Origin of the sequence: Saccharibacillus brassicae, assembly GCF_006542275.1 — a bacterium.
Taxonomy (GTDB): domain Bacteria; phylum Bacillota; class Bacilli; order Paenibacillales; family Paenibacillaceae; genus Saccharibacillus; species Saccharibacillus brassicae.
The window spans coordinates 4,422,972-4,448,873 of sequence record NZ_CP041217.1 but is presented as its reverse complement, the minus strand read 5'-3'; the positions used below and the strand labels follow the sequence as shown (position 1 = coordinate 4,448,873).

Here is a 25,902-nt window from a genome sequence, read left to right as displayed (position 1 = left end):
CACAATGTTTCTGTATTCACGACTCGACGTATGTCGAGTGACAGGCGAGTGCCGGGCCAAGGGCGTATGCCCGCAGCGTGAATATGATGTTAGGGGATGTTGGCCTCTTCTTTGAGTTACCTTCGAATCCTTTTTTGTCCTTAAATCTTATTTAGAACTCTTATTATTCCATCATGAAAGATTTCAATAATCCGTTTATTTTTTTGATAGATCCATACATCTGGACACACGGAAGTTACCTCATCCAAGCTTTTGACAATCTGACTCATCTTTGCTTCGATTACAGGATCGGATCCATAGTTCCATAATAAATACTGACTGTCTTCTTCATTCGCATATCGATTTTCAAACGTGTTTTTATCGATCTCTTCATACTCTGCATAGAGATCCCATTCTATGCGTCCATACGAAGTGATTTTCAATTCATCTTCAAATGATTGATAGATTTCTTTTGTTTTCTTATCACTCCAAACAATCACGTCGCTGCCTAGCGCGATCAGACACTCTTCAAGTGCTACACTTGTATCTTTCTCTTTATTTCTTGATTTGTTTCTTTCAAGTAATACCTCAAGTCTTCGCTTTCTTTTTAGATCCTTCACGATTTATCCCTCACAATAGTTCTTTGGTCAATTCCCCATAACGTTCCTGTATTCACGACCCAGCGTATGCTGGGTGTCCGGCGAATGCCGGGCCAAGGATAGATGTCCGCAGCGTGAATATGATGTTAGACGCTGTATCACTCTTCCTTGAACACTCCGTCAAAGTAACCTCTCCAATAGTCCACAATCCAATCATTATATTTCATATACAGCGGTCTTAAATGTTTCTTCGAGTTTGAATGAATGATACAACCTCTATCATCATACATGTGAAATAGAATGCCCTTATTCTTGCTGATGAAAAATACACTTTGACCTAGTGATGGCTCTCTTCCCTGTTCGTAATGACTAATCCCTTCAAGGATTTTGCGATAAGGAAATGAAGAGACCACTCCATTTAAGATTTTAATTTGACATTCATTTTTTATTTCAATCGTGTTTCCTAGTTCGTCCTCATCTTCATCTAGTTCAAAGCCGACCTCCTCTTCGATGACTTTTCCATCAAGCAGCTCGTAGAGATATTCGGGTGTGGTATTTCCAAACATAGGATCTTCTCGATCTTCCCAGTCTTTAATGTATAAAAAAATAAAATCATCTTGGTCAAAAATCTCTTCGAATATCGTGACCACTCTTTTATTCACTTGTTTGATTCTTCGGTTTGATCCGTTTGGAAAAGGTTCTCCAAGTTCAAATCTAAGATGTACTTTACCCCTCAAGTTCGGGAAATTACTGTTCAAATATTTTATTATCTCTTTTTTCATTAGGGGCTGTACGCAAACTTCAAGAGAGCGCTCAAATCTGTTAAATTAAAGAGATGAGACGACGATATGATTTAACCGACGAGGAATAGAACGCTATCGAATCTTTCTTGCCACCGACTCGAAAAACTCAGGGAGGACGTCCACCTCAAGACCGAAGACACCGACTGAATGCCGTTCTTTGGGTCGCTCGTGCCGGAGCGGCTTGGCGAGATTTACCGGATTATTACGGGTCTTGGTCTTCAGCTTACAGCTTCTTTTGGCGATTGCAGAAATCGGGAACCTGGGACAAAATCTTGGAACATGTCGCCATTGAACCAGACTTCGAACAAATGATGCTCGATACGACGATTGTGCGCGTTCGTCAGCATGGAACGGGCGCAAAAGGGGGCAGCACAAGCAAGCGATCGGAAGATCAAGAGGCGGATTGACAACCAAAATCCAGGCGATCTTCGATGCGCTGGGCAATCCGCTCAAGTTCGAGCTGACGCCGAGGCAAGCTCACGACTCGGTCAAAGGATACGAAATGCTATCTCAGTTCGACCTGTCAAACCGTGAGGTTTTAGCCGATCGTGCTTACGATACGGATGCGATTCGGACTCTTTTAAGGGAACAAAACGCAATCGCTGTGATTCCCAGCAAGAGAAATCGCCGTGTGAAGCAGCCTTACGACCGTAGCGTCTATAAAGAACGGCACTTGGTCGAGTGCTTTTTCAATAAAATGAAAAACTACCGACGCCTAGCGACTCGTTATGATAAGACAGCGAGCATGTTCAAGGCTTTTTTAGCTTTAATTTCGATTCGGATCTGGCTTAAATAGGTTTGCGTACAGGCCCTAGTAAAGTTCTTAAAATGCTTGCTCGGCAGCGAAAAAGAGTTGTATGTTGTGTAGAAATAAGGCATACTTTCTCCTTTTTCTGATCTTTTTCAGTTTAAATATAATGCGTAGTATTTTTATACTGCGCATTAATCAAAACCCCCTTTTTAGGCGTTACTACCTGCATTTACCCTTCATTTTGATCATCTCGATACTTGAACAAAGGCCCCTCCCCCTTATCCCCCTCCCCAAAAGGGAATAAAGTAAGAGCAGATTAATTTAGTTTGTACCATAGCATATAATAGTAGAGATTTTCAAAACTCTTTTCTATTCTGTTTCGCAGCGCCATGTCTATGCTCCTTTCGCCCGGCTTGGCCACATCCAAAAATTGAAGTAGCATATTCACCTAAAAGGAGATATAAACATATGAATGATAGAGATTTTAAAAGATCGTACGCGGGCGTGTTTGCAGATGAGGGATTGTGGATCGATGCCGACGGAAATGAAATGGAAATAAGCGCGATGGATTCTAAACATAAGACATATACAATCAAACAAATTTTTACATCCTTTTCTGCACTAGAATCGCGGAGAGAATCTAATACAAAAAATATTGCTTTCATTTCGGGTAAGTATGCTAAAGAAGTTGCATATAAGTTAGAGGAATTAGGTTGCAACGTCTCGCAAAATGCAGATGGGTTCTTTATTGATAAAAATGTAAAGTTGGTATAGAAAAAGTCATTGGGACAAGGGTGTACTCTTATCTCGATGACTTTTTTGCTTTTCGATCAATCTCCAGCAGCGCCATTTTCCGTAGTTTTAGCTTCTCTGCTCGTCTTGGACGTCGGCCAAGTCTGCAGCTGCCGGGGATCGCCGCCTTTTCTGACACACGGTCAGAACTGATTGATCCGGACATGCTGCTGCACTTCCGCCACGGCGATGGGCTATCAGGCGTCGGGATCTGATGGAAGCGCTGGATGTACGCAGGTGTCCAGTATAGGTCGGCTCCGGTCTCAGATTGGATTCCCCTATGGCCCGCAGGCGCACACCTTTCGCTAGCCCTGGCCACGTTCCGAGCGTCGTTCGGATTTGCAATGGATGATGCGTATTCTAGATCGACACGGCGCCCTTTTGTTCGCGTCTGAATCGAGCCGGTCCGACTACTGCGAGGGTGGCGATGTATCCCTATACTATATCATTTTCTAAAACATGTGTATTATGATAGTGATGTTTCTACCGACGACATATTACAATAGCCGAAAACAAAAACTTACATTATGGAAAAGAGCTGATATCCTACTACTTTCAGATAAAACCACCGCTTGGTCAGAAGATGAGACACACTTTGTTACTTCATATCCCACTACGTTCAGATAAGACCATTGAAATCACCCGAAAAGTGAACGCTGTTATTCCTTCATATCCCACTACGTTCAGATAAGACCCCTGCATCAAAAATAGCTAAATTCCGCACCATTAAGCCATTCTCACTTTCCGCTAATGACTCACTTTGCATTGAACCGCCAATCGTGTAACCGTAACTTCTACGAAAAGAGCTTTAAACGCTTGACTTATAAGGCTTTTCCGCACTTTCTTCCCTTTTCCGCTTCGATGCAAAATGTCTTGCTACTTTCTGGTACAGAACGTTATAAGAACATTGTATCAAATTCTAGTAACATAGGTTCGGTATATAAATAGTACTGTCGGAGCAGCAATGACAAGAGTAGTCGGTTGTGGAAAAACAATGTCAGTTTGTTAAATGTAATTATATGATCTTTTGCGAGCAGCACCCTTTTCAATCCAAAGACTCAGAACGATAAAAAGCCCAGTAAGAATATCGGAAAGTTCTTGTCTAACGAAAAAGCAGCCAATCAAAGATAAACACCTTGATTGGCTGCTTTTGTTTCAATTAGCTTAGAATTATTTCTTTAATAAAATAAGTAAAGTTCAAGTCAACAAGTCTTTTCTTTTGATCAAATCCTTTACTATCAATATACTCGATCAATGCCATCAGACAAAAAACTTTATCGATCGTCCCTTTTAAGAGTAGCTGATTTGACTTCTTATTACGATCAGATTGATATAGTAAAAATCCGGCTTCTCCAGTTAGTGGAGAAGCCGACTTCGTACCTCTAATTTTTATATAAGGACCGTATAAGGCATTTCAAATTTATCATTGCGACTACTTAACAATAGCACCATTGGGCATGGAATCCGGCACGGTGGCGAGCGTCAATTGGTCGCCGTGCGAAGCGGCGAGAATCATGCCGCGCGATTCTTCGCCGCGAAGTTTGACTGGCTTCAGGTTCGTGACGCAGATGACCTTGCGTCCAATCAGTTCCCCCGGTGTGTAGAACTTTGCGATACCGGAGACGACCTGACGCTGCTCGAACCCGAGATCGATCTGCAGCTTCAGCAGCTTGTCGGCTTTCTTGACCGGCTCGCAGGCAATAATCTGCGCTACGCGCAGTTCGATCTTTGCGAAGTCATCGATGCCGATCTCTTCCTTCGCTTCCGGTGCTTCCACCGGAGATTGAGCCTCGGGTTGCTCAGCTTGCGCAGCCGACTGTGCCGATACGCCGCCGCTCATCGATTCGACGATGTGAGCCACTTCGATCTCGACGTCCAGACGCGGGAAAATCGGATCGCCCTTCTGTAGCGGAGTGCCTTCGGCGATAGCCCCGAAGATTTTGATGGAATCCCACGTTCTCCATCCGGCGGCTTGTTCGCCTTCGATGCCAAGCTGGGTCCAGATCATTTTCGGTGCGCGGGTCAGGAACGGCTGCAGCAGAATCGAAGCGATGCGTAGGCTTTCGATCAGGTGCAGCATGACCGATTCGAGCTCGTTCCTGCGGTTCTCGTCCTTGTCGATGACCCACGGCTGGGTCTCATCGATGTATTTGTTCGTCCGGCTGACGAACTGGCTGATCGCGGTCAGCGCGACGGAGAACTCCATGTTGTCCATCGCTTTCTCGACCTTCTCTACGGCCAGAGCCGCCGCCTCTTCGAGCGTTCCGTCGAATTCGGTAACTTGTCCGCGGTAAGCCGGAGCTTTGCCGCCGACGTACTTGTCGACCATTGCGACGGTGCGGTTCAGCAGATTCCCGAGGTCGTTCGCGAGATCGGAGTTAATCCGCTCGACGAAGCTCTCCGGCGTGAACTGGCCGTCCGAGCCTAACGGTACTTCACGAAGCACATAGTAGCGCAGCGCGTCCAAGCCGTAACGGTCGATCAGCTTCACCGGATCAACGACATTGCCTTTGGATTTGGACATCTTGCCTTCGCGGGTCAGGAACCAACCGTGTCCGAACACCTTCTTCGGCAGCGGCAAATCCAGCGCCATCAGCATGATCGGCCAATAGATCGTATGGAAGCGCAGAATGTCCTTGCCTAGGAGGTGAACGTCCGCCGGCCAGTATTTCTCGAACAGCGACGGATCTTCCGAACCGTATCCGAGCGCCGTGATATAGTTCGACAGCGCGTCAATCCAGACGTATATGACATGTTTCGGATCGCTTTTCACGGGAACGCCCCACTTGAAGGTTGTGCGCGAGACCGCGAGGTCTTCGAGACCCGGCTTGATAAAGTTGTTGACCATTTCGTTTTTGCGCGACTCCGGCTGTATAAACTCCGGGTTATTTTCATAGTATTTCAGCAGGCGATCCGCATATTTGCTCATTTTGAAGAAGTAGCATTCTTCCTTGACGAGCTCAACCAGGTGTCCGCTCTCAGGGCTCTTGCCCCCGATTACTTTGCCGTTCTCGTCGCGTACGACGTCGGCCAGCTGTGTCTCGGTATAATAGGTTTCGTCGGGAATACTGTACCAGCCTTCGTATTCGCCTTTGTAGATATCCCCCTGCTTCAGCAGCCGTTCAAAAATATCCTGGACAACCTTGATGTGGCGCTCCTCCGTCGTACGGATAAAGTCGTCATATGAAATATCGAGCTTGTCCCATAGGCTGCGGATGCCTTCAACGAATCCGTCGATAAACTGAAGCGGCGTCTGGCCCGCTTTCTCCGCTTTCTGTTCGATCTTCTGGCCGTGCTCGTCCGTCCCCGTCAGGAAGTGAACGTCGTAACCGCGCAGCCGTTTGTAGCGGGACATGGCATCGGCGGCTACCGTCGTATAGGTGTGCCCGATGTGCAGTTTGTCGTTCGGATAATAGATCGGCGTCGTAATATAAAAGCTTTTTTTCTCCGTCATTTTCTTCTCTCCTCGTCAACTGACCTTTTGAATCTATGCTGTGCAGACTGCTACACAGATGAAAGCGGAAGACGCAAAAAGGCTCCCGTCCCGAAATGGGACGAGAGCCGGAAGCTCACGCGGTACCACCCACATTCCCTTCGTTCTCGCGAATCGAAGGCTCTGCCGGTCTGAACAGACCGTCCATTAACGCTGGAACACGCTCTACGTTTACCCTTCGCTTGTTCCGCCGCACAGATCCCGCGTACCGGCTTTGGGCCTGTACCGTCCATCCCGCGACAAAAGCTCCATGGCTTGCGCAAAGTTCCTCCCGGACCATCTTCGATAGGTTCTGCCAGACCGGTTTGCAGCGCCATACCCGGTTCTCTGAGGCTAGCTTCTACCCTCTACTCATCCGTTCCTTGGATTGTTATTGTATAGCATGCTATAAAAAGACACATAAAATATACCGAAGAAAAGGCTGCAGTGTCAAGCTTGTACTTGAATGACGAGTCTCTTCTATCCTCTCATGCCCAGGTCGCAGCCAGCAATCTAAAAGTAGCCAACGAAATAGATTTTGGGCTGATAGGATATGGGGAATCAAATTCGGAATATAATTAACCGCCAAGACACCCTATTACAATTGTTCGTGCTGCGGGGTCGATCCAATCCTTAGGGCGAACCAGGCTGCGCCAAGCATCTTGATCGCGACGGCAATAGTATGGGTTGTGAATAAACAAAGATACTGCCGGAATAAGGGACAGCGGGCAGAGACATAGGGAGCGCTGCTCCCTATGTCTCTATTTTAATCTTATACCGTTGATACTATGTTGACCACAGAACGACAGCAAATCTCACCCTTTAATTTTAATGTTTCATTAACGTAATTAATACCCTAAGAAATGTATCGATCAACAGTATTTTTGGTAATATGACTGAACCTTTTTACAGTTCCCCAGCGAGGGTTTCCGTGAAGAAATCGGAATTTCATTATTAATCTTATGTTATCACTTAAAATAGAGGTTGTTGACAATTCTATGTTTTTCACAAGCCATTTAAAGTATTGATAAAATTTCCCCTACGAAATTAAATACTTGCGTTGCTCTAGGGCGTATACGCAAACTTATTTAAGCCGAATTCGAATCGAAATCAAAGCTAAAAAAGCCTTGAACATGCTCGCTGTCTTGTTGTAACGAGTGGCCAGGCGTCGATAGTTTTTGACTTTGTTGAAAAAGCATTCGACCAAGTGCCTTTCTTTATAAACGTTACGGTCATACGCGGACTTAACGCGGCGATTTTTCTTACTTGGAATGACAGCGATTGCGTTCTGGTTACGCAAAAGCTCTCGAATCGCATCCGTGTCATACGCTCGATCAGCTGGAACTTCATGATCTTCCAGCTCTAACGTGGAAATCCTTTCATAGCCTTTGACCGAGTCGTGTGCTTGTCCAGGTATCAGCTCAAATTGAAGCGGATTGTCCAGCGCATCGAAGATCGCCTGGATTTTGGTCGTCAATCCGCCTCTTAATCTTCGGATCGCTTGCTTGTGCTGCCCCCTTTTGCGCCTGTGCCGTGTTGGTGCACGCGTACGATTGTCATATCCAACATCATCTGTTCGAAGTCCGGGTCGATGGCGAAATGCTGCAAGATTTTCTCCCAGGTTCCTGACTTTTGCGGTCGCCAGAAAAAGCTGTAAGCGGAGGACCAAGGTTCATAATAGTCGGGCAAATCACGCTAAGCTACTCCGGTACGCGCGACCCAAAGGACCGCATTCAAACGAGCAGATCTGCCAGATAATCGTATACCCGCTCGAACGACTCCCCGCCCAATTCCGGTTCCAGCGCCCACTCGGCATCAATGCAATGCATGTACCGGATTGGTCATAAGCACAAGCGGACAAGACTACCGTGGCAAAGCGAGCCGGAAGATCAGCCGAGGCAGCAGGAAAATAGTAAAGCTCGATTTATCGGATTTGTCTACTGCCCATAACTTCTTTCTCCATTCAGGCATGCCCCAATGCTTCATATAAGCTCCCAAAATCACCATACAACGAATATCGAATTCCGTATGATCTCCTGCAACGATCTGCATACTTGAACTCCTTTTATCTTGTTCCGAGATTTCATTCAGGCCTGTTCCGTATCCAAAAAGCGCTCTCGCACACCCGGCGGAGGAAGCGGACAAACGTCGTCTTTTCCGAACCAACGATATCGATTGCGCGCGATATAGCGATATACGGCATCACGCAGCGGACGGGGCACGATAATCAAAGCATACAGCAGCGGCCATGGAAAACGTAGCTTGCGCGCAATGCGCAAAGCGGCGTTCGAGCGAAGGTATCGCTGCCCCTTTTCAACTAACACCAGCGTATTCGGTTCCCCGGATGCTTCGAATCCTTCGCCGTCTGACAGACGCTTTCCAAGTTCGGACTGAAGAGATGCAAAGTTCAAGGTGCCTTTCGGATCACGCTTGACGATAAATTGAACAGCTCCTTGGCAGAAATGGCACACTCCGTCGATCAGCACCACAAAAGAGTTTTCCGCTCGAATTTCGGACTTCGGTTCCATCTGCATTCCCCTCTTTTAATTCAAAATTTTATATGGAGATGCTCAATCAACTTATTCTTATTTATGTAACAGCTAGCTATATTACTTAGCACTTGAACTATTTATCATTAAGAAATATTCTTCCTTGAAGCACTTTAATTTTCATTTTTACTAACTAGCAAAAAATACTGGAGTAATATACCCAATAAAGACATTAGAGCGAAAAAAACCCAAGGAAAAGACGCATCAACTGTTAGTAAACGCGCCACTATAAATGGACCAATCGCGTTACTTACCCCATAGAGAAGTTGATAGCTTGAAATGCTTCTTCCTCTACTCTCAGCTGGAACAATGTCGCCTGCAACAGTTGAAGATGCTGGGTAAAAAAGCTGCTCCCCACAACTGAATAATAGAATGCCCACAAAAAGAAGTGGAATAAAAATATTAATATTTTCAGAACTTAAAAATGTACTTCCTAAAAAAACAATATAAGCAAAGCCCAAAATAGACGAGCCAAGAATCATTTTTTGTAAATCACTTAAACGACGTGTCAAAAATAATAATGGCATTTGAAAAACTAGAACAGCCAAACTATTCACTGTAAACAACATACCTGAAATCCAAACAAGATCTGGACTGATTTTTTCTGTGAATGCAGGAATTGTGAAAACTAAAGCAACGTACATAAAACTTATTGGAGCAACTGCAACTAAAAAGCGGATTAAATTCAAATCATAAAAATCATGAATTGACCATTTTTCTTTAGGGCTTCTCTCTTTTTTCACAATAGATTGTTTAGGTAATGGTAATTTACGAATCAAAATTGCTGCAATAAAAAAGCTAATTGCACCTACAAATACTAATGTTTTATAAGCAAATGATGTATTGAAAATCGCAATAACTCCAGTCGCCGTTATCATACCTAAAGCATTCCCTAAATTTCTCAAACTTCTTGAACTTCCAAACCATATTGTTCGATTTTCTTTTGAAACTAATTGTGAAATGAGCGCCTGGTTTGCTACTGGCCAAGAACGCTGCCCTAAAGCAACAACAATAGCTGCAATAGTCAGCCCCCATAAATTAAGAAATATTAAATATCCAAAAGTTCCGACACCTCGTAATAAAAAACTCGTAAGAGCAGCAGGTTTTGTACCTAGCCGATCAACAATAAAACCGCAAGCAGGGATAGCAACTATACCGGCTAAAGCACTTATAGATAGAATTTGAGCAACTTGTTCTACCGAAATACCAGTTGTTTTCAGAAAAAAAAGAACTAAAAATGGTACTGTTAGGCCTGAACCGAATGAGTCTAGAAACAATGCCCCTAAAAGGGGCATGCTCCAAGGCTGTAAAAGGATCACTTTTTTTATAGTTGAATAATTAAATTTAACACTCATTATTATCGTCATTATCGTCTCCCTTACCCTAATATCTTTTGCTCAGATATAGAAGAAAGAGCTTTTGGTAAGATTAGTTTTGAATCTTTTGGAATGTTCTCGCTTACTTGAATACCTGCTCGAGTATAAGGACCTATGTTATCTTTTTTTCCTGCGCCTGTAACATACATCGCCACTTCATTTATTCCATCAATACCTAGTTTTGATTCAATTAAACTTTCGTTAAAAGCACCTGTCATGAACACACCTAGCTTATGCGCTGTGCCTGTTAACAAAAAATTCTGGGCATAATGAGTAGTTTCATAATGCATAAGTCTATATACACGACTTCCTTTATATTTCCACTTAAGTCTTTCTATAACGCTTGTATAAAAAAGAGTTACTGCTGCATCTAAAAAGTAATCTTGACCATACAAAGCTTCATTTAAAAAACCTCTTACATCGTTCTCTTTAGAAATGAGATGAATTGCATGATGCTTTTGGCAATAATGATAAATCCCTTTTTCTAGGTCTTCACAATTATTTATTACTGGATATAATTCTGTTGCATGTCGCCCTCCAGGTGAAGGAGCAATCTTCTTGGAAACTTCTCCAAAAAAACGTGTGCCATTTGTAAAAAGTATACCTCCTGTATAATATAAAAGATCAGAAAGTTCTTGTAACTTGATCGATTCTGGTAAAAAGTTCCGATAAGATCTTCGAAGTGTTAAGGCATCAGAAAGAGTCGTACCTGATAAGCTGCTAGGTTTTGGGAGATCAATTTTTGATTTTTCACAGTTACATTTAAACGTAGGAGGATTGGGTTCAGAAGCAAACTTAAATTCCTCACCTATTTCATCTGCAGACTTATAATTAGCATCGCAACTTTCTAAATGAACAAACCAAGTAGATTCTCCCAACTCAGCCCATTCCTTAATCATCTTAGACACTTTTGACTTCTCGTTCTCATTTTTATGAACAAGAATACCAACATCTATCAATTTATTAATGATAGTCTGAATAGTATTTTTGGAAATAGACTCCTGTAGTCGAGGCAATGTTTCTTCTGTATTTCCTGTCAATGCAGAAATTACACACATTACTTTTGAATCCACTTCAAAACGACGATGTTGAGAAGGAACTCTTAATTGAGGTTTATTTTCAAAATAAGTGACAATTAAGTCTGAAGTAAGTTTATACATATAAATATTTTCCATTGGTTTCTCACCTTATCCTTCAATTAACTATGTTCGCCTATAGGTAAGCGAATCTCAACATCTTCAGGTACTATCTTTGCATATTCAATATCTGACCTGGTAGCTTTATCAGGCACACTATGACCTATTCCTGAAACGTACATTGCAACTTCATTTATTCCGCAAATCCCTAATTTCTTCTCTATGAGGCTATCTTTGAAAGCTGCAGTTACAAACACGCCTAAATTTAGTGCAGAACCAGTGAGCAGAAAATTTTGAGCATAATGCCCAGTTTCTAAATGCATAAGTCTATAAACTTTGCTAGTCTTATATTTCCATTTCAAACGATTTAAAACGCTTGTATAGAAAACTGTAACTGCTGCATCTAAGAAATAATCCTGTCCATATAGCACCTCATTTAGAAATGGTCTTATATTTTCTTCCTCTTCAATAAGATGCAAAGCATGATGTTTTTGACAATAGTGATATGAACCATTTTTTAAACCTTCACATGCATTTACCATAGTATACAATTCTGTGGCATGCCTCCCGCCTGGAGAAGGAGAAGAATTTTTAGCTACCGTTCCATAAGAATGTGTATCATTTGTAAAAAGGATTCCTCCTGTATAAAAAAGGACATCAGCCAAGTCTTGTAAAGAAATTGGATTTCCAGAAAAACGACGACATGTTCTACGTTGCATAAAAGAATTAATTAAAGTCTGATCTGAAAGTTTGGTAGAAAGTGGTAAACTGATACTAGAAGAACTACAGTTACACTTAAAGTATTGTGGTGGGGAAGATGCTGTCTCCCTAAATTTTTCAACATTTTGTATTCGACCTTCTTCAGTAGTTTCAAACTTTGTATTTTTAGTTTGCAGATGTAAAAACCAAGAAGATTCATCCCAATCTTGCCATTCCATTACCATCTGCTTAATTTTCGAATTTTGGCTTGCTTGTTTATCAATCAAAATACCATTCTTAAATAATTGATCTATAATTTTCAATTCTGTCTCTTCTATGAATAAAGATTTCAACGATTTACTATCACTGGTTATCATAGAAATAAGTTCACATACTTTCCAATCAACTTCAAAAGTACGTTTTACAGACGGTAAATGCAATTTAGGCTTTCCATCTACGTATGTAATGATTAAGTCAGGTGCTAGAGAGTAACGATTTAATTGTGACATTTACTCATACCCCTTTGCATTAAGAATAGTAGTGAGAACCACCTAATCTATAATCAGGTGGTTCCGCTTATTTTAGTTACATATGTGTAATTAGTCAGCCGGGTGCATCAGGATATCTACTTCGTTCTTTTCAGCAAAAACGAAAGTTTCTTCCTTACGAGTATCTTCCACATGCTTAAGAATTTCGCTGCTACGATTGTTTTCCACGCTCGCCACCTCCGTTTCTGTAAGAAGATCTCCATGATTAGTCAGCTGGGTGCATCAGGATATCTACTTCGTTCTTTTCAGCAAAAACGAAAGTTTCTTCCTTACGAGTATCTTCCACATGCTTAAGAGTTTCGCTGCTACGATTGTTTTCCACGCTCGCCACCTCCGTTTCTGTAAGAAGATCTCCGTGATTAGTCAGCTGGGTGCATCAGGATATCTACTTCGTTCTTTTCAGCAAAAACGAAAGTTTCTTCCTTACGAGTATCTTCCACATGCTTAAGAGTTTCGCTGCTACGATTGTTTCCCACGCTCGCCACCTCCGTTTCTGTAAGAAGATCTCCGTGATTAGTCAGCTGGGTGCATCAGGATATCTACTTCGTTCTTTTCAGCAAAAACGAAAGTTTCTTCCTTACGAGTATCTTCCACATGCTTAAGAGTTTCGCTGCTACGATTGTTTTCCACGCTCGCCACCTCCGTTTCTGTAAGAAGATCTCCGTGATTAGTCAGCTGGGTGCATCAGGATATCTACTTCGTTCTTTTCAGCAAAAACGAAAGTTTCTTCCTTACGAGTATCTTCCACATGCTTAAGAGTTTCGCTGCTACGATTGTTTTCCACGCTCGCCACCTCCGTTTCTGTAAAAAGATCTCCGTGATTAGTCAGCTGGGTGCATCAGGATATCTACTTCGTTCTTTTCAGGCCTATCTATTATTATTTTTGCCTGTTATTAACTCACCTCCTTATATATTATTGTATTCATATTAAATTGATGATATCTTAAAGTCAATAAAAGATTTTTTTCCTTTGATTTCCTATTATTCACCACAAGTTGTCCTTGACGGAGCCAAAAGCCTGTTTCTAAACGGATTCGGTGCTCGGGAATTGCGACAGGATAGCAGGTAAAGGTGGTGTCGCAAAAAGCACAAAAATGCCGTTCGCTGGGCGCTTCGACGTAAAAAAGGCCCAACGTCGACGTCCACCCATGCTTGAGTACACGGGTGAATCGACGTTTTAGCCAACTCTTTTCCCACAAGTTGAACAGGCGGTTTCAGGCGTAAAACCACTTTAGATTTATATTCAGCAATTGGATTGGAAAATCAAATAACAATATAAACCCAAATTTGATTAATCATAATTAATTTTATTTTATTTTTTACATACAAGTACTTTTAATTATTTAAAACTTAACATATAATTTTTAAATCTAAATGTATAGGATTAAAACATATCAAATTACATATTTTTAATAAAAAATAAATTATTTATTAATAGATGCTTACAACTGCATTAGCATAATAAAAATAAGAATCAACAATTAGTTGATTCTTATTCATTAAAGGTATATTTTGAAAATTCATTTCGAATCATTAACTGATCTATAAAAGCAAAGAAAGTTATTCTTAGGAGGCTGATTTTATGGAAACAATGATTAATTGGTGGTTATTTGAGATGGCTCCAGTGTCTGGAGTGTTACGTGCAGTCTTCTACACTGGCTTACTGATACTATGTATCTTCGACTTTCCAACGCCATTACAAGCAGCAAAAATTATCAATAATACCGAACGAGCGTTTTATACACCTGTCTTGGTATTAAGGTTAATGGGTCTTCGTTGGGTTAATCCACAATTGTTACAAGTGGTGTCCAAATTAACTATAATAACGTGGATTGCGGCTATAGCAGGACTATTTCAACCGATTACTGGAATACTAACATTCTTAGGTTTTGCATTTTTACATATGGTTAATGCCGGTGCGCTAGGGGCTCACCATTCAAAGCACTCAGCTTTATATGCATTATTTGTCATGTGCTTTTCAGTATCCTATGACTTCTCATTAGATAGTTTACTTGCTCAATACTTGAACTGGCCGTTACTCGTACCAATCCGATCTGCCTTTAGCTCTGGATTTGCTCCAATGTTACTTTTGTTGTTCCTTTCTTATACAATGTTCGCTGGAGGAGTGTCTAAACTATTGTATGGTGGTATTGGTTGGTTGAACGGTCATGCATTAAAATATTATATTCAACATTCTCCATCTCGTTGGCCATTCCTTTCCAAGTTATTGGTGGTTAGTTCAAAATTGTGTATGATTTTAGCAATTGCAACTGTGCTAATTGAGTTGATAGCGCCAATAGCAATGCTTTTAGGTTCTTGGCGAATTCCATTGATTGCATGCTGGATTTTGTTGCATCTTGGCATCCAATTTGTTATGAGGCCTAAATACTGGGTTCAAGTTTGGTGCTATATTCTTGTGATTGTTCCTAGTGTAACTAAGCATGAGAGCCCTTTATCCCAAGTTCCTTTATCTGGAATTTTTACTGCCATAGGGTTACTAACAATCATAATTCTCATTATAGTCCTTATAAGACAATCTGAAGAATGGCCTTTCACTTCTATTCCAATGTATTCCAATAGTTTAACAAACAATACTGTCCATGCACCTGATGAGTCAGAGCTTTATAAGCGCGCCTTAAGTGCTAATAAAGGTAATCATCGAGCTTGGAAACGAGCATGGTTGCCGGTAGAGGTTATGGAAGATATATTACTTCGATCTAGCAAAGACAGAAAACGGCATCAACTTTTTCAACTTATGTTCAAGAACAAGATAGAAAAGTTCGTTCGTTGGCCTCAGTACACAAAAGTTGTGCGTGCTACTGCAATAGAAGATTTAGTAGCAAAGTCAACTGGTCAATTTGAAACATATAAACATGAATTGGATTATCCAGCGAGCCGCCTACTGCATGAAGTTAGTTTGATAATTAGAAATACTTTGCCAGAATGGGAGCAGTATGACCAAATTGAGTTAGTATGCCGAACTAAATCGGGGAGCGTAGTGATTGCATCATTAACGCTAAGTAGGTAGAGATTTTAAGTACATGCATTAATAGAATAAGAATTGAAAACATAAAGTATTGCATCGCCTGCATAGCATAGAAAACTAATCTTGTTGTCCATTGAAATATGGCCAATTCAATAACATCCAATGCTGATCTTAAATCATTAGACAACAACCATACCTTTAATTTTAAATCTTCTCGATGAAGAGTACGCTAAATACGAGAAATCCTAAACATGCAAGGAATCGATTGCAAGCAAGCGATCGGAAGATTAAGAGGCGGATTGACGACCAAAATCCAGGCGATCTTCGATGCGCTGGACAATCCGCTTCAATTTGAGCTGATACCTGGACAAGCATACGACTCGGTCAAAGGCTATGAAAGGATTTCCACGTTAGAGCTGGAAGATCATGAAGTTCCAGCTGATCGAGCGTATGACACGGATGCGATTCGAGAGCTTTTGCGTAACCAGAACGCAATCGCTGTCATTCCAAGCAAGAAAAATCGCCGCGTTAAGTCCGCGTATGACCGTAACGTTTATAAAGAAAGGCACTTGGTCGAATGCTTTTTCAACAAAGTCAAAAACTATCGACGCCTGGCCACTCGTTACAACAAGACAGCGAGCATGTTCAAAGCTTTTTTAGCTTTGATTTCGATTCGAATCTGGCTTAAATAGATTTTCGTACACGTCCTAGAGCAACGCAAATAGAATACGGATAGGTCTTATCTAGGGCGTGTACGCAAACTTCAAGAGAGCGCTCAAATCTGTTAAATTAAAGAGATGAGACGACGATATGATTTAACCGACGAGGAATAGAACGCTATCGAATCTTTCTTGCCACCGACTCGAAAAACTCAGGGAGGACGTCCACCTCAAGACCGAAGACACCGACTGAATGCCGTTCTTTGGGTCGCTCGTGCCGGAGCGGCTTGGCGAGATTTACCGGATTATTACGGGCCTTGGTCTTCAGCTTACAGCTTCTTTTGGCGATTGCAGAAATCGGGAACCTGGGACAAAATCTTGGAACATGTCACGATTGAACCGGACTTTGAACAAATGATGCTCGATACGACGATTGTGCGCGTTCACCAGCATGGAACGGGCGCAAAAGGGGGCAGCACAAGCAAGCGATCAGAAGATCGAGAGGCGGATTAACTACCAAAATCCATGCGATTGTCGATGCGCTGGGCAATCCGCTCAAGTTCGAGCTGACGACGAGGCAAGCTCACGACTCGGTCAAAGGATACGAAATGCTATCTCAGTTCGACCTGTCAAACCGTGAGGTTTTAGCCGATCGTGCTTACGATACGGATGCGATTCGGACTCTTTTAAGGGAACAAAACGCAATCGCTGTGATTCCTAGCAAGAGAAATCGCCGTGTAAAGAAGCCTTACGACCGTAGTGTTTATAAAGAACGACACTTGGTCGAATGCTTTTTCAATAAAATGAAAAACTACCGACGCCTAGCGACTCGTTATGATAAGACAGCGAGCATGTTCAAGGCTTTTTTAGCTTTAATTTCGATTCGGATCTGGCTTAAATAGGTTTGCGTACAGGCCCTAGATCTCCTATGATTTTTATTTTTGCTCTTTTGGTGATCTTTCGTTTAATGTTCTTTTATTCACAACTTGACGACTGTCGAGTGTCTGGCAGATGCTGGACCAATGGCGTATGCCCGCAGCATGAATATTATGTTAAGTAATGTTCCAGTTTTCATCGAATCACTCAACTTCTTATCTTCTTTATCTCTTATGAACGAAGTAATTGAAATGCCCTTAGATCAATATTAAATTCCCCTTTAGTCAGTACATCAAGTCCCAAAAGTCCGTTAATGTTGTGATATTTAAATGAAGTAAAGTCTATGTATACATCTTCTAAAGTACAATCTCCTATTTGTATACCCTCAATTTTCTTACTAAAGGCATGCTCTTTACCTCCAATCCCGTAGCTGGTTATGATTTCGTCGTCCATACTCACTTGTATCCCAATTTCGTCTACTTCATCTTGTGAAATTAAGCTGTGACTAGCCCCTGTATCGATCACGACGTTCGATATTACTTTCTTTTTCTTATTAAAATGGACTGTTATTTCTGTAAATAACAGTCCGTCTCGATATTCAATATTCATTTAAAGACTTCTCCTTAACCCTATATTTTTCCGTACCTTTACTACGACTTGATCTTTGGAAGTATGATAAACCAGCGTTTTATCTCTGCTATTTAATAATTCACGAGTCGCTTCTTCATCACTGATCGGACCAATTACGGCTACATCATCAATGACCTCTTGATTGTCCGTTTCTTCTGAATGAAGAACTTCAAATTTTACGAACTGATTCGGAAAAATTTGCTGAACTTCTTGCCATTTCATCTTTATCCCTCCTTTGTTTTGATGGTTACATCATACCATTTCATAGATCTACAACTCTCACTGGAATTTCACTTAACGTTCCTGTATTCACGACGCGACGTATGTCGGGTGTTCGGCGCATGCTGAATCAAGGATGAATGTCCGCCGCGTGAATATTATATTAAATGATGTTCCATCTTCTTTGTGATACTTTAACTTCGCTTTTCGATATTAATGATTCTAGTTAATCTTTTATGGTTTTCTTGATGTACTTTTCCCCAGATCATATTTGTGAAATTCTTCTTATTGAACCAAAGATAAAGATCAACTTGGTCCAAGTCATGCCTTACTCTTCCAACGCTATGAACCCCAAGGTATTCGCCGCTCTCTAACCGAGCGTATCCTGTTAAGGTAATAAATAAATCGTAAGCATCTTTCATATTATCGAAGTTTACAAATGCTAATACGTTTGGCAACTCTCGATTTTCATTCACGCTTTTAAATTGTTTTACTGCTTTATGGACCTGACTTGAAATAGAATTATATGTTGGATCACTTTTAGAGCCTTCAAAATCATCGTATTCGATTGTCTTTTCTTCGCAATAAAACACTAATTCATTATTTAAATACACTTCATAATCTGGTGTTTTTGAGCTACCTTCCGGTATTTTTCTAACTTCAAATCCCAAAGATTCTAAAAAAATTTTTACGATCTTCTGGCCTATATCAGCGATTTCAGTTCTCTCCTTTCATTTGTCTTATGTGTATTATGGAATTGCATCTAACGTTCCTGTATTCACGACCCGGCGAATGCCGGACCAAGGACGAATGTCCGCAGCGTAAATGTTATATTATATGCTACCTCGGCTCTTACAGATTCTCTTAATCTTATTGGATCTTTTCCTTGTTCAATTCTATGCTTTCTTTCTCTCTTTCTCCAATGCTTTTTTAGCTCTCCCTCAATCTTTTTCAAATCTCCTTTGATTTAAAACGCTTTCCAAACTTCCTTTATTCATTCGTCTGAGCAGAAGCGACACCGTGCTTCCGATTTCAGGTCTTACCTTCATCCCTTAATCGCTCTTATCTTTATCTTTCTAAATCGCTTTGATTTTTTAAATGTTTTAACCCTAAGAAAAAACGCCGATAGGGAACTCGGCGCCTTATCATCTTATTCTACCTCTACTTTTTCGCTAGGTATTTTCGCATACTTAATATAATTAAAATTTAGAGTTTGTCGCATCTCTTCTACCTGAGAAGATGATACTTCTTCTAAATTTATACTTAGATTTTTAAGAACCCATTCAAGTTGATTAGCCAAAAAATCTTGATCTTCATCCAACAAAGCAGGGTTCTTTGTCATCAAACCTGAAATTTCAAGTTCTAACTCGGTAGAAAGAGATGTTAAACGACTAAATACATCTTGATTAGAAGAATAGTAAATACCTGAATTAGAAAAACCTCGTGCTCTAGCTATATCTGCATAAATTTGAAATGAGGGTGCTCCTTTTTGATTTAAAGAGTGCTGTGCCAATTGAATATTCCCGCGCCAATCTTCATATATCTGTATGCTGCCGTATAATTTTTCTTGATTCCAGCTTACAGAATTCCATATAGCTAAAGCCAAGAAAAACAGGAGAGCAATGATTGTCGTTATACTAAAAAATTTCATTTTTTTGTTATATACCATCTTGTCTCCCTTAAGTGCTTTTTGATTTTAAGGTTGCATATAACGTTCCTGTATTCACAACTCAGCGCATGCTGAGTGTCCGGCGTATGCCGGGCCAAGGGCGTATGCCCGCAGCGTGAATATTATGTTATCGGATGCCCTGGGATCTTTATATAATTTATAAATCTAACTCTGTCTTTGAATTAAATTTTCATTCTTCAAGTCAAATACTATTGGTTTTCCAGGTTCTTTGTAGTTCCACCCCAAGGTTATAGCTTGTATAATTATTTTTCTCACTCCATTAGGTTGTACCAGTCTTAGGTTCATGTCTTCAACATACGGAAAATTCATCCACAACTTATTGATTTCAGACTCAATATAAACCTCTATCTTTTATCCCTTTACGGTTGCATGCTCTGCAACGAATACTAAATAGCCACTTCCTGGAGAGATCGTCCATCTGAAATTCTCGTCGTTAATATTTATAGCTCTTGAATTTCTTTTACTGATTGTCATTTTATTGCCCCTTGTGCTTTGCAAATGAATTTATCTGGTTTTCTAGGGTTTCCGATAACGTTCCTGTATTCACGACTCGACGCATGTCGAGTGTCCGGCGAATGCCGGATCAAAGGCGTATGCCCGCAGCGTGAATATTATGTTAGACAATGTGGTCGGCTCCTTCGAACTCAGCTTTCAATCTAATTCTTATTCCAAGTACTCCCCACTTCCTTTCTTGTTCAGGTGTATAAATTTCATAAGTTCCATCTATCATTTCTTTCATTGTCCATCCTTCACAATCCATATCCTTAAAAGGGATCGATTGATATAAGCCTTCAAAAGTCTCGTATTTATATAATTCTTCTACTATTGCTTTTACAGTTCTTTTTCGATCAGGTAAACACTCAAACTGAATAGTATCTCCTACGTTCATCACTCTTCTTTTTTCATCATTTAAACGAACTTCAACTTGTTTTCGACCTGAACAGGTTGAATTAAAATACTCAGGGAACAAGGTCATAACATGCTTCATTGAATCCGTTCCAAGTCTAAATAGGTATTAAATTTTCTTAGAATAGGTTTTGACCATTTCGTCTAACGTTCCTATATTTACGACCCGACGCATGTCGGGTGGCCGGCGAATGCCGGGCCAAGGACGAATGTCCGCAGCGTGAATATTATGTTAAGTGAAGTTACCGTTTTGTTATTCGTTTTACTTTTAAAAAGGAGTGAGTCTTTAATTTTGACTCACTCCTTTTTAAAATTATGTGTTATCAATATTCATTTTTTGTTCTTCCTCCAGTTCTTCAAGCTTTTCAATGACTGATTCAAAACTATGTTGAATTCTTTGGATACATAAGAAAAAACTCTGTATATCTTCTTGCGCAGCTTCTGCTAGCTCCTGTTTTCTATCAGCAGTCTGATCTGTGGCTCGTTGCGTCGCTTCGTCCATATCTTCTTCATTATGAACATTCCATTCAGCAATCAAATCTGAAGCATAGTTTCTCTCACTGAAATTTGCTAATTCTGAGATATTGTCGTCTTCTGAAAAAAGAATTTTAATTTGTTCGATAGATTCTGAATCTATTAAATCTGCAAATTCATCCGTTTCGTACAACTCATTAACTCTATATATCTCTTCTTCAATTTCTTCCAAAAGCTCTAGTACATGTTCTAACGATACTTGCTGAAGTTGTGGGTCCCAGTAATTGTAGTTTTTCACTTCTTCAAATCTTCCAACATACGTATAGGATTCTTCTTCAATTTTTATAGAAGCAGACTCAAGCCGAGAAGCAAGTAATGATAATACAAGCTTTTTTTCTTCGAAAGAATTTCCGTAATATCTGATACTTTCATCCAAAATTATTGGAACGAGATTATCTATCACAACTTGAACAAGATTTTTGTCTTTTATTATAATTCCAATTTCTCTATTATTACTACTTTCTTCTGAGAAATTAGCAGAACCAATATAAGCGATATTGTTTGTAAGGATGACTTTAGAATGATTTTCAAAGTTAAAAAAAGCACTTATTGATTCTTCGTTTTCGCTATTAAGTTTCTTCGTATAATTATTTATACTTTCTCTAGCTTTATTGCGTACATTATCTCCATAATAAGTTTCGTAACGATTTGGTATATTGGTTACAATTCTGACCTCTGCATGTTTCGCTGCTTCTTTTAAAGAATTTAATAACGCTGTTCTATTCTGAGATATATTATAAGTCGTTACAAAAATATAATCTGCTGAATCAAAATCATCCAGCACCTCTTGATAATTAGATTCTCCTTTAGAAGTGACGATTTCTATTTGACCAGGTATTAGAGAAAACTTTTGATAATTCATTTTTTTCCTCCTCACTAAATTTTAAGAGCTATACTTATATAGAATCTGACTCTTTCATATTTTAAAACGTATTTGATCACATCAAATGCTTAATATCTCTTGTAATTTCACATAACGACTTATTCCCGAACTTCGCCAACGCTTATCTATACAGATATTCCCGTACTTCTTACACCCAACATCCCCTACGATATTCCCGAACCATTCCATTCCCCTAAGCTCAGTCGCTCGCTCCCCCATTTTATCATCGATCTGGAAGAAGGTACATGCTTTCCCATACTAAAAAAAAGCCTTTAGATGGATACCCATCCAAAGGCCTTAATCCTTCCGCTCCTACCCATCTTGCCCAAACGACCTATCTATCCTTCACACCGAACCCTTACTTCCCCTGCTTCGCAATCTGCTCAGCCAGCTCATTCAGATAAGCCCAGCGTTCCATCAGTCCTTCAAGCTCCGTTTCCGCGGCTGCGTGTTCGGCGATCAGTTCTTGCAGTTTCGCCGAGTCGCTGGCGGAGCGGTCCATTTGGACGGCCAGGTCGGCGATCTTCTGCTCGGCGGCTTCGATCGAAGCGTCGATGTTGTCGTATTCGCGCTGTTCGCCGTAGGTGAACTTGACCTTTTTGCCGGAAGCGGCCGTCGGTTCCGCAGGGGCTGCCGGAGCCGCTGCGGCAGGGGCCGGGGTCTTGACGGCGCTCATGTCGGCGGAGGTGGCGAGGCCGCCTTTGCCGCTCGAAGACATGCCGCCCTGCAGCGAATCGCCGCCGGTGCGTTCCATATAATCGCTGTAATTGCCGGCGTGAATTGCGACTTTGCCGCCGCCTTCGAAGGCGAACAGTTTGTCGCACACCCGATCCAGGAAGTAGCGATCGTGGGATACGGTAATCATGACGCCGGGGAAATCGTCGAGATAATCTTCGAGCACGGTCAGCGTCTGGATGTCCAGGTCATTGGTCGGCTCGTCCAGCAGCAGGACGTTCGGCGCGGTGATCAGGATGCGCAGCAGGTACAGGCGGCGGCGTTCGCCGCCGGACAGCTTGCCGATCGGCGTCCACTGGGCGGTTGGCGTGAACAGGAAGCGTTCCAGCATCTGCGACGCGGTTACGGTACCTTCGTCGGTCTTGACGGTCTCGGCGGCTTCCTTGATATAATCGATCGCCCGCATCGCCGGGTCCATCTCGGCCGGTTCCTGACGGAAGTAGCCGATGCGTACGGTCGAACCTTGGTCGATCCGGCCGCTGTCGGCTTCAAGATCGCCTGCGATCAGGTTCAGCAGCGTCGACTTGCCGCGTCCGTTCGGGCCGACGATGCCGATCCGGTCGCCGGGCACGGTCATGTAATGCAGATCGTCGATCAGCAGGCGGCCGGCCAGCGATTTGCTGATATGGTCAATCTCCAGCACTTTGCGGCCTAGACGCGTGGACATGCTCGCCATTTCGAGATTGTCGCTTTTCTGCTGCGGCTTGTCGTCTTGCAGCTGTTCGAAGCGGTCAATCCGCGCTTTCTGCTTGGTCGAACGGGCTTTGGCGCCGCGCCGAATCCAGGCCAGCTCTTTGCGCAGCAGGTTGCGGCGTTTGTCTTCGGTCGCGGATTCGCGTTCTTCGCGTTCCGCTTTGAGTTCAAGGAACCGGGAATAGTTCGCGGTATAGCGGTGCATTTTCCCGTAGTCCAGTTCCAGCATGACGTCGGCGACCCGATCCAGGAAGTAGCGATCGTGGGTAACCATGAGCAGCGCGCCGCGGCGTTTCTTGAGATACGTCTCAAGCCAGGCGACCGATTCGGAGTCGATATGGTTGGTCGGCTCGTCCAGAATGAGCAGTTCGGACGGCTGCACAAGTGCGGCCGCAAGCGCCACGCGCTTACGCTGGCCGCCGGAGAGCGAACCCATTTTGGCGTCGAAAATATCGAGTCCCAGCTTCGACAGCACGCTTTTGGCTTCGCTTTCGAGGCTCCAGGCGTTCAGGCGGTCCAGCTCCTGCCCCGTATCCATCAGCAGCTGCTGGAATTTCTCCGAACTCGGATCGGTGTCGAACAGCAGGGTCGCTTCGCTGTACGCGCGCGCAGCCGCCAGTTCTTCGCCTTCGCCGTGCAGCAGCTGCTGGAGGACGGTCAGTTCCGGATCGAAGTCCGGATTCTGATCCATATAGCGGACGCGGACGCCCCCACTTTTGACAACCTGACCGGAATCGGCCTGTTCGAGGCCCGCGATGATTTTGAGAAACGTCGATTTGCCGGTGCCGTTCACGCCGACCAATCCGATTTTGTCCTGATCTTCCATGCCGAAGGAGGCGCCGTCGAACAGCACCTTTTCCCCGTAACTTTTCGATAATTGTTCAACGGTCATAATATTCATTGCCGTGCACTCCCCTTTCGTCGATCAACCCTGTCCTCTATCAAAAAAACCGAACCTCCGCAGCCCGCGGAAGTCCGGACGTTCTTTCAATTCAACTCCTGCTCGCTGCCCCGTAGGAACAGCCGAACGGTCTGCTCGACCCGCAGTGCCATTTCGTCGCGCGTAAATTCGCCTTCGAACAAAATGTCCATTTTGAGCCGGTCGAGCATGCCGATAAACGCTTTGGCGTAAAAGTCCGGATCGGGCATGCCCGCTTCTTCCAGCACTTCCTTCACCGCCGCCATGTACCGGGTCAAAAATCCGTGCATCATCCGCATCAGTTCCGAATCGTTGTTGGGCGCATGGAAAAAAATCTTGCCGTGCTCTTTGCGTTCGTAATAATACTCCAGATGATGTTCGGCGACGCGTTGCAGCTTGGACATCAGCCCGTCCGCGTGCTTGATCCGAAAATTCAGGTCGCGCAAAAACTTTTCCCAATCCCGCCGCGTAACCGCGAGAAACAGTTCTTCCTTGCTTTTGAAATACAGGTACATGGTTCCTTTGGCGATTCCGGCGTGTTCGGTAATATCCGAGATTTTCGTTTCGTAGAAGCCTTTTTTGCCGAAAATCTCGAACGCCGAATCCAGAATCGCTTCATGTTTCTCTCGCTGCGCCTCGCTCATCCGAACCACCTCCCTGCCAGTACCATGACGGCAAGCGCAAGCGCCCCGCCCGCGGCCGAAGACAGCAGATTGACCGCGTCGTTGTTCATAAACGTCCATCCGCGGTAGCGTACGGTGTTCGTGCCGCAGTGGACGCGGCTTTCGACGCTTTTGCCGCAGGACGGACAGCGGTACATGACCTGCACCGTCGCGCCCAGATATGAATCGACGAACGCGCCGAACGTGCCTCCGAGTCCGCCCGCGACCACCCATGCCCACAGCGGCCAGTCCGGCCCGTTATCCATCCACAGCAGCAGCACGGCCGCGGCCGTGCCGATCATGCCCGCGCCGACGACGGCCGCCAGACTTCCGCGCAGCGACACGCCGCCCGACGTGCCGGCTGCGAGTACTTTGCCGGTCACGATCGAACGCGGCGGCTTCCGGCTAAGGCTGCCCCATTCCGTCGCCCACGTATCGGCCGTTACCGTCGCCATCACGCCGACGAACAGGCCGAACCAGACGGACGAAGGCCAGAAATAGTTGCCCAGACACAGCAGCATGCCGATCCCGCCGTTCGCGAGCACCTGCACGGCGTCGCGCCGGCCTGTTTTCTCGTACATTTGCTCCGCCTGACGCTTCTCCGCCTGCTTCACTTTGGACAGGACGCTTGACGTAATGAAGAAGAGGAGCAGCAGCCCGAACCAGAACAGATCTCCGGCTCCGTAATAAATCGTGCCCATCACGACGGCCGCGATCGCTCCGGAAGCCGACAGCGACCTTTTGGCATAAGCGGCACCCGCTACCAGGCAGGCGCCGACCGCTCCGATGATCCAATCCACTTGATG

Annotated in this window: 23 protein-coding genes; 5 read left to right on the top strand and 18 right to left on the bottom strand. The window is 43.2% G+C overall.

What is annotated here, in order from left to right:
- Positions 1 to 140: 140 nt before the first annotated feature.
- Positions 141 to 599, bottom strand: a complete 459-nt coding sequence (locus FFV09_RS18470) for a CDI toxin immunity protein (RefSeq protein ID WP_141449195.1) — start codon at positions 597 to 599, stop codon at positions 141 to 143.
- A gap of 137 nt (positions 600 to 736) precedes the next feature.
- Positions 737 to 1,336: a DUF3885 domain-containing protein gene (locus FFV09_RS18465; RefSeq protein ID WP_246098380.1), complete on the bottom strand. Its 600-nt coding sequence runs from the start codon at positions 1,334 to 1,336 to the stop codon at positions 737 to 739.
- Between the two features lie 119 nt (positions 1,337 to 1,455).
- On the opposite strand from FFV09_RS18465, the gene FFV09_RS24575 reads away from it, so the two are divergent.
- Together FFV09_RS24575 and FFV09_RS18450 are read left to right on the top strand one after the other, a co-directional pair.
- A protein-coding gene (locus tag FFV09_RS24575) for an IS5 family transposase (protein ID WP_425472328.1) occupies positions 1,456 to 2,177 on the top strand; the annotation gives its coding sequence in 2 pieces (ribosomal slippage) (positions 1,456 to 1,753 and positions 1,753 to 2,177; 723 coding nt in all).
- A gap of 423 nt (positions 2,178 to 2,600) precedes the next feature.
- Entirely contained in the window at positions 2,601 to 2,906 is a 306-nt protein-coding gene (locus FFV09_RS18450; RefSeq protein WP_141449192.1) for a hypothetical protein, read from the top strand.
- Positions 2,907 to 4,356: 1,450 nt separating this feature from the next.
- On the opposite strand, the gene metG is transcribed toward FFV09_RS18450, so the two are convergent.
- The 7 genes from metG to FFV09_RS18415 form a co-directional block, all read right to left on the bottom strand.
- Positions 4,357 to 6,378, bottom strand: coding sequence for a methionine--tRNA ligase (metG, locus tag FFV09_RS18445; protein ID WP_141449191.1), 2,022 nt, complete (start codon positions 6,376 to 6,378; stop codon positions 4,357 to 4,359).
- 1,102 nt (positions 6,379 to 7,480) lie between these two features.
- Positions 7,481 to 8,065 (bottom strand): IS5 family transposase, encoded by a 585-nt coding sequence (locus FFV09_RS18440; protein WP_141449190.1) that lies wholly within the window; start codon positions 8,063 to 8,065, stop codon positions 7,481 to 7,483.
- Positions 8,066 to 8,259: 194 nt separating this feature from the next.
- On the bottom strand, positions 8,260 to 8,448 hold the full coding sequence (locus FFV09_RS18435; protein WP_141449189.1) for a hypothetical protein: 189 nt from the start codon (positions 8,446 to 8,448) through the stop codon (positions 8,260 to 8,262).
- A 35-nt stretch (positions 8,449 to 8,483) separates the two neighbouring features.
- Positions 8,484 to 8,924 carry a thiol-disulfide oxidoreductase DCC family protein gene (locus tag FFV09_RS18430; RefSeq protein ID WP_141449188.1) on the bottom strand — a complete coding sequence of 147 codons (441 nt, stop codon included), beginning with the start codon at positions 8,922 to 8,924 and terminating at the stop codon, positions 8,484 to 8,486.
- Between the two features lie 134 nt (positions 8,925 to 9,058).
- Positions 9,059 to 10,312 carry an MFS transporter gene (locus FFV09_RS18425; RefSeq protein WP_141449187.1) on the bottom strand — a complete coding sequence of 418 codons (1,254 nt, stop codon included), beginning with the start codon at positions 10,310 to 10,312 and terminating at the stop codon, positions 9,059 to 9,061.
- An 11-nt stretch (positions 10,313 to 10,323) separates the two neighbouring features.
- Positions 10,324 to 11,496, bottom strand: coding sequence for a SagB/ThcOx family dehydrogenase (locus FFV09_RS18420; protein WP_141449186.1), 1,173 nt, complete (start codon positions 11,494 to 11,496; stop codon positions 10,324 to 10,326).
- A gap of 23 nt (positions 11,497 to 11,519) precedes the next feature.
- On the bottom strand, positions 11,520 to 12,665 hold the full coding sequence (locus FFV09_RS18415) for a SagB/ThcOx family dehydrogenase (RefSeq protein WP_141449185.1): 1,146 nt from the start codon (positions 12,663 to 12,665) through the stop codon (positions 11,520 to 11,522).
- A 1,621-nt stretch (positions 12,666 to 14,286) separates the two neighbouring features.
- On the opposite strand from FFV09_RS18415, the gene FFV09_RS18410 reads away from it, so the two are divergent.
- From FFV09_RS18410 to FFV09_RS24570, 3 genes are all read left to right on the top strand, one after another.
- Complete coding sequence (locus FFV09_RS18410; protein ID WP_141449184.1) at positions 14,287 to 15,732, top strand: HTTM domain-containing protein; 1,446 nt, start codon at positions 14,287 to 14,289, stop codon at positions 15,730 to 15,732.
- Positions 15,733 to 15,941: 209 nt separating this feature from the next.
- Positions 15,942 to 16,382: an IS5 family transposase gene (locus FFV09_RS18405; RefSeq protein WP_141449183.1), complete on the top strand. Its 441-nt coding sequence runs from the start codon at positions 15,942 to 15,944 to the stop codon at positions 16,380 to 16,382.
- A gap of 147 nt (positions 16,383 to 16,529) precedes the next feature.
- Positions 16,530 to 17,251, top strand: a protein-coding gene (locus FFV09_RS24570; protein WP_425472327.1) for an IS5 family transposase whose coding sequence is annotated in 2 segments (ribosomal slippage) — positions 16,530 to 16,827 and positions 16,827 to 17,251 — 723 coding nt in all. Because the reading frame shifts where the segments join, the coding sequence is not laid out codon by codon here.
- Positions 17,252 to 17,456: 205 nt separating this feature from the next.
- On the opposite strand, the gene FFV09_RS18390 is transcribed toward FFV09_RS24570, so the two are convergent.
- From FFV09_RS18390 to FFV09_RS18350, 9 genes are all read right to left on the bottom strand, one after another.
- Positions 17,457 to 17,834, bottom strand: a complete 378-nt coding sequence (locus FFV09_RS18390) for a retropepsin-like aspartic protease (protein WP_141449182.1) — start codon at positions 17,832 to 17,834, stop codon at positions 17,457 to 17,459.
- Positions 17,835 to 18,077: a hypothetical protein gene (locus tag FFV09_RS18385; protein ID WP_141449181.1), complete on the bottom strand. Its 243-nt coding sequence runs from the start codon at positions 18,075 to 18,077 to the stop codon at positions 17,835 to 17,837.
- Positions 18,078 to 18,268: 191 nt separating this feature from the next.
- Positions 18,269 to 18,745, bottom strand: coding sequence for a hypothetical protein (locus FFV09_RS18380; RefSeq protein WP_141449180.1), 477 nt, complete (start codon positions 18,743 to 18,745; stop codon positions 18,269 to 18,271).
- Positions 18,746 to 19,224: 479 nt separating this feature from the next.
- Positions 19,225 to 19,743, bottom strand: a complete 519-nt coding sequence (locus tag FFV09_RS18375) for a hypothetical protein (protein WP_141449179.1) — start codon at positions 19,741 to 19,743, stop codon at positions 19,225 to 19,227.
- Positions 19,744 to 20,380: 637 nt separating this feature from the next.
- Positions 20,381 to 20,752 (bottom strand): ASCH domain-containing protein, encoded by a 372-nt coding sequence (locus tag FFV09_RS18370; RefSeq protein WP_141449178.1) that lies wholly within the window; start codon positions 20,750 to 20,752, stop codon positions 20,381 to 20,383.
- Between the two features lie 231 nt (positions 20,753 to 20,983).
- Entirely contained in the window at positions 20,984 to 22,066 is a 1,083-nt protein-coding gene (locus tag FFV09_RS18365) for a phospholipase D-like domain-containing protein (RefSeq protein ID WP_141449177.1), read from the bottom strand.
- A 379-nt stretch (positions 22,067 to 22,445) separates the two neighbouring features.
- On the bottom strand, positions 22,446 to 24,416 hold the full coding sequence (locus tag FFV09_RS18360; protein WP_141449176.1) for an ABC-F family ATP-binding cassette domain-containing protein: 1,971 nt from the start codon (positions 24,414 to 24,416) through the stop codon (positions 22,446 to 22,448).
- Positions 24,417 to 24,502: 86 nt separating this feature from the next.
- The gene (locus FFV09_RS18355; RefSeq protein ID WP_141449175.1) at positions 24,503 to 25,078 is read right to left on the bottom strand and encodes a TetR/AcrR family transcriptional regulator; all 576 of its coding nucleotides are present in this window, start codon (positions 25,076 to 25,078) and stop codon (positions 24,503 to 24,505) included.
- A complete protein-coding gene (locus FFV09_RS18350) occupies positions 25,075 to 25,896 on the bottom strand; it encodes a DUF92 domain-containing protein (protein WP_141449174.1) in 822 nt (273 codons plus the stop codon). Before FFV09_RS18350 ends, FFV09_RS18355 begins: the two co-directional genes overlap by 4 nt.
- Positions 25,897 to 25,902: the final 6 nt, after the last annotated feature.

What these genes read in the sequence shown, in the direction of transcription:
- FFV09_RS18370 (WP_141449178.1), bottom strand. Translation starts at nt 20,752, where the DNA reads ATGAAGCATGTTATGACCTTGTTCCCTGAGTATTTTAATTCAACCTGT.
- FFV09_RS18420 (WP_141449186.1), bottom strand. Translation starts at nt 11,496, where the DNA reads ATGGAAAATATTTATATGTATAAACTTACTTCAGACTTAATTGTCACT.
- FFV09_RS18390 (WP_141449182.1), bottom strand. Translation starts at nt 17,834, where the DNA reads ATGAATATTGAATATCGAGACGGACTGTTATTTACAGAAATAACAGTC.
- FFV09_RS18415 (WP_141449185.1), bottom strand. Translation starts at nt 12,665, where the DNA reads ATGTCACAATTAAATCGTTACTCTCTAGCACCTGACTTAATCATTACA.
- FFV09_RS18355 (WP_141449175.1), bottom strand. Translation starts at nt 25,078, where the DNA reads ATGAGCGAGGCGCAGCGAGAGAAACATGAAGCGATTCTGGATTCGGCG.
- FFV09_RS18405 (WP_141449183.1), top strand. Translation starts at nt 15,942, where the DNA reads ATGCAAGGAATCGATTGCAAGCAAGCGATCGGAAGATTAAGAGGCGGA.
- FFV09_RS18375 (WP_141449179.1), bottom strand. Translation starts at nt 19,743, where the DNA reads ATGGTATATAACAAAAAAATGAAATTTTTTAGTATAACGACAATCATT.
- FFV09_RS18365 (WP_141449177.1), bottom strand. Translation starts at nt 22,066, where the DNA reads ATGAATTATCAAAAGTTTTCTCTAATACCTGGTCAAATAGAAATCGTC.
- FFV09_RS18410 (WP_141449184.1), top strand. Translation starts at nt 14,287, where the DNA reads ATGGAAACAATGATTAATTGGTGGTTATTTGAGATGGCTCCAGTGTCT.
- FFV09_RS18450 (WP_141449192.1), top strand. Translation starts at nt 2,601, where the DNA reads ATGAATGATAGAGATTTTAAAAGATCGTACGCGGGCGTGTTTGCAGAT.
- FFV09_RS18360 (WP_141449176.1), bottom strand. Translation starts at nt 24,416, where the DNA reads ATGAATATTATGACCGTTGAACAATTATCGAAAAGTTACGGGGAAAAG.
- FFV09_RS18435 (WP_141449189.1), bottom strand. Translation starts at nt 8,448, where the DNA reads ATGCAGATCGTTGCAGGAGATCATACGGAATTCGATATTCGTTGTATG.
- FFV09_RS18425 (WP_141449187.1), bottom strand. Translation starts at nt 10,312, where the DNA reads ATGACGATAATAATGAGTGTTAAATTTAATTATTCAACTATAAAAAAA.
- metG (WP_141449191.1), bottom strand. Translation starts at nt 6,378, where the DNA reads ATGACGGAGAAAAAAAGCTTTTATATTACGACGCCGATCTATTATCCG.
- FFV09_RS18430 (WP_141449188.1), bottom strand. Translation starts at nt 8,924, where the DNA reads ATGGAACCGAAGTCCGAAATTCGAGCGGAAAACTCTTTTGTGGTGCTG.
- FFV09_RS18385 (WP_141449181.1), bottom strand. Translation starts at nt 18,077, where the DNA reads ATGAAATGGCAAGAAGTTCAGCAAATTTTTCCGAATCAGTTCGTAAAA.